Source organism: Pontibacter sp. BAB1700 (assembly GCF_000277005.1).
Taxonomy (GTDB): domain Bacteria; phylum Bacteroidota; class Bacteroidia; order Cytophagales; family Hymenobacteraceae; genus Pontibacter; species Pontibacter lucknowensis.
In genome coordinates, this window is sequence record NZ_AKIS01000090.1 from 1 (window position 1) to 8950 (window position 8950).

The window sequence follows — 8950 nt, forward strand, 5'->3', positions numbered from 1 at the left end:
GCCACCCGGCAGGCCAGCCCGACCATGCCACCGCTGACTTTGTGAAGGCCGAAGCCGCCTACATCATCGCTCGCGAAGAGCAGACGCCCGAACTGCGACAACTGGTGCAGGCTATTGCCAAAGCCATGGCCGATGAGTTTGGCGCTTTCATGGTGCTCGAACTCTTTGCCGCACCGGATATAAGTGCCGCTGACAGCCCGACTTTCAGAGTGCTCGGGCCGGAACAGGCGCTGCCAGCCACCATCCGCACACTCAAAACTGAATTGGCCAGCATCAAGATCAGCGGCCTACCTGTTACAGTAGCCACAGCCTCTAACCAGGCTTTGCTGGAAGGCTCCAACAGCCTGATGAGCGAAGAAGAGCTGAAGCAGCACAGTACCCTAATGCTGGGGCTGGAACTAAAACCAATCTATCGCCAGGCTAATTCCGGGCAGGTATACCCCATGCTGCAGCGCACACTCCGCGGCCATGTGTCGAGTGCTATCAAAAAGGCCGTGTTCGACTTTGTGCGGGTGCAGACGACGCATCAGCCCAAGCATTTTCAGGCACTGGGCCGACAAGCGGTGGTACCTGCCGTCTGGCGCATCGACAAGCAGCTCACTTCCATCAGCGATCAGTTCCGGTTTCTGTTGCTCGTCACACCTGTCAACGCTGATGAGGCCTGGGAGGAGTTCCGCCAGAAGAAGTTTAAGCAGGCGCCTAACTTCCATTACCGCCTTATGCCCATGGATGCCGACCTGCTCAAGCGCAAACTCTACAATATACCGATCGAGAAGGTGGAGGACCCGACGTTGGCTTTCCTGTTTCGCGACAAGCGCCACGAGTTAGACAAGACCCTGACCATGCTCGCCGACCGCAATACCCCTGACTTCCTGTACAGTAGTCTGCAGTTGTTTGGCGGCGTGGACGAGCAGCTGCTCAAAGTGGCCGAAGGTATACTGGCCGCTATACCTGAGCCGATGCGGGAACAGGACATGCCGCTTATACCTGTAGACGAGTTTGCCACACTGGCTGAGCAGGAGATAGCCTTTCTGAAGGGTCAGTATCCGGCGCTTGATTCAGGGGTGGACATTCGCAAAGACATTGTGGGGTTGATCGTTTCCAAAGGGAGGCTCAACATCGGCACTGATGCCAAAATCCCCAGGCACAGGGCGCGGGCGCTGATTCAGCACGAAGTCGGTACGCACATCCTCACCTACTTCAACGGAAAGGCACAGCCACTGCAGCAGCTCTATGTGGGTGTGCCGGGCTACGAGGAGCTGCAGGAAGGACTGGCTGTGCTAAGTGAGTATCTGGTGGGCGGCCTCGACCAGGACCGGCTTCGCATACTGGCCGCCCGGGTAGTGGCCGTGCATCACCTCACCAAAGGCTGCAGCTTCACCGACAACTTCTGCCGGCTCAAAGAGGAATATAACTTTGATGAGGAAACGGCCTTTAACGTAACCATGCGGGTGCATCGGGGCGGAGGGCTCACCAAAGATGCCGTGTACCTGCGCGGGCTCGTGCACCTTTTGCAGTACCTCAAAGAAGGCCACGAGCTGGAGCCGCTCCTGATCGGCAAGATCCGGCAGGAGTATATTCCATTGTGCAGGAACTGATCTACCGCCAGGTGCTGCGCCCCGTTCCCATACGGCCCCGCTACCTCACCGATCCGGCCGCGCAGCCCAAATTGCAAAAACTAAAAGCAGGGATATCAGTATTTAACTTACTGGAAAATTAATCCCAACAAATACTTATATATAGGCATGACAATAGGATTCGTAGTTAACGATATACATACAGAAAGACCGGGCTATGCCACCATATTTTTAGCCCAGCGAATGCATAATCTGGGCCATACTGTGTTTTTGATGGGTGTGGGAGACCTCGCCTACTACCCTGATGGCTACATGGGGGCCACTGCCGTGCAGGCCGACCCGAAGCATAAGTATAAATCACCTGCCACTTACCTGGATGCCATACAGGGCGAGAAGGCCATTCAGGTACGTGTCACAGCTCCAGACCTGGATGTGCTGATGCTGCGCAACGACCCTTCTGCTGAAGGAGAAGGCAGAGCCTGGGCACAGAATGCGGGTATTATTTTCGGGCAGCTGGCCCTGCGCCATGGTGTAATCGTGCTCAACGACCCCACCTCGCTCTCCGATGCGGTGAATAAGATGTACTTCCAGCATTTCCCCGAGGCTGTACGTCCCCGCACCCTGATCACCCGCGACAAAGAGGAAATAAAGCAATTCTTCCAGAAGCAGAAAAATAACATCATCCTGAAGCCGCTACAAGGTTCAGGCGGCTCAGGTGTGTTTATGGTAAAGAAGAACGATTCTACTAACCTGAACCAGATTGTGGAAGCTATCAGTCGCGACGGTTACGTGATTGCGCAGGAGTACCTGCCACAGGCTACTGAAGGCGATGTGCGCCTGTTTGTGGTAAACGGCGAGGCATTGCAGCACAAAGGAAAATACTGCGCCCTGCGCCGTGTGGGCGCCAAAGATGACATACGAAGTAACCTGCATGCAGGAGGTTCGGCGCAGTCGGTGAAAGTAGACCAGACTATGCTGGACCTCGTAGAACTGGTGCGCCCTAAACTGATTCAGGATGGCATGTTCATGGTGGGCCTTGATATAGTGGGCAATAAACTGATGGAAATAAATGTGTTCAGCCCCGGAGGCCTTTCCGATGTAAGCGAACTGGAAGGCGTTGACTTCTCTACCCCTATTATTGAGGCAATAGAACGCAAGGTGCACTACAAAAACACCTACGGCACCCAGATCGACAATAAGACGGTCGCTATGATTTAGAGTTGAGCCAGGGCAGAGTAAAAGGCAGGCAAAAGAGCGGCGTCAGCAGCTGTATCTTTGCCTGCCTTTTTTATGCAAAGGATTTGGCAAAGCGCAGCAGATATTTTACGCCTGCTTCAAGCATTTCATGGTTAGTGAAAGAGCATACCCAGACCAACGCCTAGGTTACAACGAGCTACTGCTAAAGGGTGACGGGAAAGAAAATCGAGGAGAATTAAAAAATTATACGTCTGACAGTCAGACACATACATAAAGTGCAAAAATATTTATACGTTTTGCTTTTTTTTAGAAAAACAAAATCATAATTTTGCACCCGATTTGAGAGAGATACATAACCGGAAAGCTAATATGTAAAGCAATTTCCAAAATCACAAATCTCACTCTGATTTTTTTGAATTTTATTAGCTGTGTCCAGCATAGTTTTGAAAAAATGATATACAATCTGCCAAGGCAGGTATAAAGATAAGGTTAGTTAAAGTTTAGATTAGTTTGTTTTAAGGTGAGAGAAGGCCCCGGTCATTTTGACGGGGCTTTTCTCATTTTAACCCTGTACCTTTCTGACTCAAATCCCTTTTCATCCTCTCTATTCGCTCCCAATTATAGCATTACCACTAGGCATACAGCACATAAGCCGCGCCCAGGGTTACAGGTATAGCTGCCAGCAACAGTTTTAGCACCAGCCCTGGCGAGGAGGTGCCTCTCCCCCATGGTATCTTAGACTTGAAAACGTAGCGCAGGCTTGTCATCAGGGTCACCATGGCCAGCAGCCCAGCGACCAAGTGCGTAATGGCGATCGCTGAATCAAAAACCGTATCCTGACCCATGCTATGCTCGGCAGTACGGAGGTTCCAGTAAATAAGCACCAGTAACGAAGGCAAAGACACCAGTGCCCCCAGTCGCATACTAAAAAGTGTGAGCCACGATGAGAAAGCAAATAACGGAACCGCCGCCATTAACCCCATTTTCCTGTAAAACAGGGCTTCGTCTCCTGTCAGATCTGTGTAAAGCAGGATTAGCAGTGCATGGGCAAAGCCCGTCAGGAAAAGCAGCAAGTAGCGCGTCATAGGCTACTATACTGCAGAAGCCGGCTTTCAGATTTCCTCCAAGGTATAATAGGTATAGGTACTTCGCAAAAGCGGTAGCTTCTCGGACAAGTTGATATTGTAGATTAGTACCTGATTGGCTTTGCCGCTAGCGTCGTAGGTATATTCCTCCTGTATGTAAGGTCTGTCGCTTCGTAGGATGGTACGCTGGCTTAGCCTGCCTTCTTCGTCATAAGCATAGTTTATCTCTTCCGACATGTCTTTCAGGCTTTTGATGCGGATTCGCTGCAGGCGTCTGAATGTATCGTAGTCGAACTCCATACTCTTTTGCAGCATACCATCTCTGTGGAGTTGCCGCTCTACCACATAACCTTCCTGCATACGATGCGACCAGCCAGCCCCGGACTGACGCAGGTTTTGCATGGTGTACTTGCCAATGTAGTTATTATACATGGCGGCTGCATTCTCGTGCAGTTCTTCTTTTTCCAATATTTCTCCTTCAGGAGTAAAAGCGAGCGTAAGCACCGGCTGGAATGTATTTGTAGCCGGATCGTATACCTCTACCTGCTGGTGTTTGGGCATCAGGCCTGTATCCAGGTTCTTCCTATACTTAATGGCTATAGCTGATAATATAGACCACCTGGCAGTCTCTATATTACCTACTCTGTTAGAGTACACATCCCCGGTAAGATTATTCTCCTGTACCATTACCGCATCGGCTCCATAGCGCCTGGCTTTCATCTGCAGCCCCCTAACCAGATCAATATAGGCCGTATTTTCACCTCCGTGCACCTCAATTGCTGCCAATTTAATGTACTCTTCCTGTGGCCACTCTCCCCTGAACAATACTTCTATCTCGTTGTTGTGCGGCTGTGTTGGAATGGTGGTTAGTCGCTCGTCTATTTCAGGATACAGGGATGATGTGCAACCGACAAGTGAAAAGGTGCTCCAGGCCAGTGCTACTAGTACAGTTTTTTTCATAGGTTTTGACTTAATGTTCTAACCTTATTCTGCTCAAACATCGTGCTGTATTTGTGCAGGATACGCCTGTACTAAAAAAATATAGCAAAAATCTATATTAAGAGGATGCTGCTTATAAAGCTATCACCCTTGCAAAAGCCTAAACCATATTATTATTACTCACTTCTACCTCGTTCGCTATTTCTACCACTGGCTGATCAAACTCCTCTTCCAAAGGTGGTTGCAGCATTTTTACGAAGGTGTCTTTCACGCGATGGGACAAGTGGAAGTAGGGCACCCAGATTGCCGCCAGTATAACAGCACGAACAGCTTGGGAAGGACTGGTTTTATCCATCTCAAATGGCAAATGCATGGATTCAAGCACCACGTATTCACCTATTACGAACAAGGCATTCGCAACATAGAATGCTTTCATCAGTTCAGGTACACTACTGCGCTTCTTCAGAAAGAGGATTAGCAACAGGATACTGAACACCACAAAACCTATGTTCAGAATCAGCTCAACCAGTATAAGGCCGGCCAACTCGGGAGCGAACGTCTGTGAGGAGGGCAGAACCAGTTTCTCCCACATAGTTTGGTTGAAATAGTTGCTGCGCAGTACTGTTATTATACCTCCCAGTGGCGTTACGAAAAGAACGATAAGCGGCACGAGCAGCCAGCCGCCAATAGTTTCCGCCTCCCCTAAGCTAAAACCCGGTGCCGGATTAGGGTCGTAATAGTATAGCCTATAGCCCCCATAAATTGCCGCTCCCAATGCCAGTAGCGCTACTACCAGCATGATCCAACTGAACCCGGTACCACCTCCGGCTGCCGTGCCGGTATTGTAGTTCAGGCTGTAGCCCATGTCATCCAGCATGAGCTTCTGGTTGCGCATGAAGGCACTCATGTTCTCCGGCAATACATGGTCCTTCAGTATGCTGTAGGTATAGTGGAGTGTAAGCAAGTTGCCCGTGCTGGCATAGGAAACGACACTTTTGTAAGTAAAGGCATCGTCTTTTACTTCTTTGACCTCTGGGTTCACCGGCCAGGGCTCCGGCAGGAACAGCTGTATCTCGTGTTCCACGTTTACCGGGTAGGACAAGCCCATGGGCATGGTGCGCTTGCTGGTACGTGGCGTGTTGATATAATCACGCAACACTTTTGGAAAGAAGGTCGCCCGTACCTGCCCATTTATACCCTCCAGTTCCTCCCAAAGATTATCAATGCTGTACTCTTCCAGTATCGTGAACTTATTACCCTGCTCGTAGTCAATGAAATCTACGGGTTGGGTCATTTCGATATCCGGAAAATTGTTGGCGTAAAAGTTCAGATAAGCCTTTTGGATCTCCTTTAGGCTGGTAGTCGCAAAACGGCTGCGCTGCATGTCCGCTTCCCACCCAGTGTATTCTGTCTTCACCTGCAGCGTGACGGCCCCACCCACATCATCAAACAGGAAGGTTTCCAGCACTTTTATACCGCCATTGTTCGCAATCGGCGGTATCACTTCTGTCAGGCCCTTTGAGGCTGGGCTGAGCACAAGCGCCTGTTGGTAGTCGGGTATGTAGTTGGAATGCGAAGTGCCGCGCTGCTTGCTGATGGTAGGATCGTACCAGAGCCTGGAGCCTCGCAGATTGACCTGCACAATGCAATGGTTAAAGGCATAGGGCGATGGCAAGCCGTTTTTGACCTGCTCTTTGGAACTGGAGTTTACCAGAGCCGGGTAGGCCTCAATGCCGAGATGTTTGAGCATGGTGGCCAACAGCAGCGACTTGTCTTTGCAGTCACCGAAACGCTGCGCAAATACCTGGGAGGGAGATCGTGGTTTATACCCGCCTATACCGGCTTCCATACCCAGGTAGCGTACCTCATCCTGCACAAAGCGCAAAGCCGACACCAGCCATTCCTCCTTCGTTCTGGCTGTCGTCCTGATGCTGTCAATCACAGCCTGCAGTGCTTTAGACGGCGTCTCGTTCAGTTCATACATGGGTAGCGCCCAATCCACTACTTCTTTCCAGGAATTGTATTCTGAGACCATGCGCCCGGATAGGGATCATACCAGCCAGGCACGTCGCTGTCTACGGTGGTGGCTGGCAGGTTTGTCAAATGCCAGGTATAGCTGGTGTTACCGTTAGCCGTAACAACAGTTGGTTTATGTTCCGTCTTATGAAGTTTGTAGTGCAACTTGCGCTGCTCAGGCATCAGAATGTGCACCAGCAGCTCATCTACCGGGTCGTAAAACTGCAGATAAAAGGAGGCAAAGAATTTGCCTTCAAAAACCGGGTTACGCCCTTTAATGCTCCAGGCATACTCCACCAGGTCACCTACCCGAATATCCTCCAAAACAAGAAGGGCGGTAAGGCTTTCATCAAAAATGCGCTGCTCTAGTCCCTGCTCCCGCTGAATGACCTTCACTTTGCTTAGGTCCAGCTTGTCGATGGGCTTTCCATTACGCCAAACTGTTACCTTGTGCAGGTATAGCTTTTCATGGTTAGGGTCGAAGGAAAGTTGCAGTTCAGAGCTGTTCTGCACGCCTTCTTCTGTCGTAATCTTATAGGTGTTGTGAAAATAGGCTTCCTCCCGCGCCACTTCCCACTGAATGGATCGTTGCAGGTAATGGTACCCATCGTTCACATCTTCGGGAGCAACGTTTGTCTGCAAACGTAGTGGTATTTGCTTCGTCCAGGAAGGTATAGGAGCCGTTGAGATTGTTTTAGGAGCCGCACTAGCCGCCAGTTGGCAAAACAGGAAGATGGCGGACAGACAAAGTGTACGGAAAGTTTGTTTGTAAAAGTGAGCCATACGCAAAAAGAATATTCAGCTAAATATAGAACTATTTCTTAAAATATGATCAGGCAAAAACCAGCCGTTCGCATATATTTTGCAGAAGGAAGCCAGAACATTAAGTGATACCACAGGTATATGATGAGCGACTGTAACCAAAAATATAATTTGAAATAAAATACATGAACACCCCCCAAAAAGGAGCAAGAGCAGCCTCCAGCAAAGCGAATCAGGACAAGAAAAGCTTCCGCGAGCAGGTAGGCGCCTTGAAAAACCTGCCCAAGTTCTTCCGCCTGATCTGGGAGACGAGTCCGGGCATGACCATCGGCAACCTGCTGCTACGCCTTATCAAGTCAGCTATACCGCTCGCCATGCTCTATGTGGGCAAGCTGATCATTGACGAGGTGATTGGGCTGATCGATGTGTCAAGCGAGCGCGACCTGAGCTTTCTCTGGATGCTGGTTGCAGCGGAACTGGGCTTGGCGGTGCTTTCGGATATCATTAACCGGGGCATTACGCTGCTCGACAGTTTGCTCGGAGACCTCTTCTCCAACAGAACATCCGTGCAACTCATCGAACACGCCGCCCGGCTAGACCTGGCGCAGTTCGAGGACGCTACTTTTTACGACAAACTGGAGCGGGCCCGAAGGCAGACCATCACGCGGGTGGTACTGATGTCGCAGGTACTCTCGCAGCTGCAGGATATGGTGACGATCGGTTTTCTGGCAGTGGGTCTGATTGCTTTCAACCCTTGGTTGATCCTGATCCTGCTGGTGGCGGTTATACCTTCTTTTCTGGGCGAGACGCACTTCAACGAGCGCACCTACTCCCTCTCCCGCTCCTGGACACCCGAGCGCCGCGAACTTGACTACCTGCGCTACATCGGGGCCTCCGACGAAACCGCTAAAGAGATCAAGACCTTTAACTTGTCAGGGTTTCTGGCCAGTCGCTTCAAAGAGCTCTCGGACCGCTACTATGCCCTGAACAAAAGCCTGATTGTGCGCCGGGCAGTATGGGGCAGCGCCCTCTCCTCTTTAGGAACATTAGCCTATTACGGCGCCTACATTTTCATCCTGTTCCAGACGGTGGCAGGAGCTATTACAGTGGGTACACTGACCTTTCTGGCGGGTTCGTTTAGTAACATGCGCGGCCTGTTGCAGGGTATCATGACTCGCTTTTCACAGATCGCTGAGAGTGCGCTATACCTGCAGGACCTCTTTGATTTTCTGGAGCTCAAGCCCCAGATTACACCGCCTTCTAATCCCTTGCAAATACCCCGTCCTATACAAGAGGTTTCACCTTTGAGGATGTTGGTTTTAAGTACCACAACAGCGAAAAATGGGCCGTGCGGCACCTCTCCTTCCACCTGCG

Annotated in this window: 6 protein-coding genes and 1 pseudogene; 3 read left to right on the plus strand and 4 right to left on the minus strand. The window is 50.7% G+C overall.

The window, feature by feature from the left end:
- Together O71_RS11495 and O71_RS11500 are read left to right on the plus strand one after the other, a co-directional pair.
- The coding region (locus O71_RS11495) for a flavohemoglobin expression-modulating QEGLA motif protein (protein WP_007656789.1) at nucleotides 1-1598 on the plus strand (1598 nt) is incomplete at its 5' end.
- 147 nt (nucleotides 1599-1745) lie between these two features.
- A complete protein-coding gene (locus O71_RS11500; RefSeq protein ID WP_007656791.1) occupies nucleotides 1746-2795 on the plus strand; it encodes a glutathione synthetase in 1050 nt (349 codons plus the stop codon).
- A gap of 611 nt (nucleotides 2796-3406) precedes the next feature.
- Here the strand turns inward: O71_RS11500 and O71_RS11505 are convergent.
- From O71_RS11505 to O71_RS11520, 4 genes are all read right to left on the minus strand, one after another.
- Entirely contained in the window at nucleotides 3407-3859 is a 453-nt protein-coding gene (locus tag O71_RS11505) for a hypothetical protein (protein ID WP_007656793.1), read from the minus strand.
- Nucleotides 3860-3886: 27 nt separating this feature from the next.
- Nucleotides 3887-4819, minus strand: coding sequence for a hypothetical protein (locus tag O71_RS11510; RefSeq protein WP_007656795.1), 933 nt, complete (start codon nucleotides 4817-4819; stop codon nucleotides 3887-3889).
- A gap of 139 nt (nucleotides 4820-4958) precedes the next feature.
- Nucleotides 4959-6833, minus strand: a complete 1875-nt coding sequence (locus O71_RS11515; RefSeq protein ID WP_081490487.1) for a DUF2569 family protein — start codon at nucleotides 6831-6833, stop codon at nucleotides 4959-4961.
- The gene (locus tag O71_RS11520; RefSeq protein ID WP_081490488.1) at nucleotides 6800-7597 is read right to left on the minus strand and encodes a DUF3857 domain-containing protein; all 798 of its coding nucleotides are present in this window, start codon (nucleotides 7595-7597) and stop codon (nucleotides 6800-6802) included. Before O71_RS11520 ends, O71_RS11515 begins: the two co-directional genes overlap by 34 nt.
- A gap of 164 nt (nucleotides 7598-7761) precedes the next feature.
- On the opposite strand from O71_RS11520, the pseudogene O71_RS11525 reads away from it, so the two are divergent.
- Nucleotides 7762-8950: pseudogene (locus O71_RS11525) on the plus strand (ABC transporter ATP-binding protein); the annotation flags it as partial.

What these genes read in the sequence shown, in the direction of transcription:
- O71_RS11500 (WP_007656791.1), top strand. Translation starts at nt 1,746, where the DNA reads ATGACAATAGGATTCGTAGTTAACGATATACATACAGAAAGACCGGGC.
- O71_RS11505 (WP_007656793.1), bottom strand. Translation starts at nt 3,859, where the DNA reads ATGACGCGCTACTTGCTGCTTTTCCTGACGGGCTTTGCCCATGCACTG.
- O71_RS11510 (WP_007656795.1), bottom strand. Translation starts at nt 4,819, where the DNA reads ATGAAAAAAACTGTACTAGTAGCACTGGCCTGGAGCACCTTTTCACTT.
- O71_RS11515 (WP_081490487.1), bottom strand. Translation starts at nt 6,833, where the DNA reads ATGGTCTCAGAATACAATTCCTGGAAAGAAGTAGTGGATTGGGCGCTA.
- O71_RS11520 (WP_081490488.1), bottom strand. Translation starts at nt 7,597, where the DNA reads ATGGCTCACTTTTACAAACAAACTTTCCGTACACTTTGTCTGTCCGCC.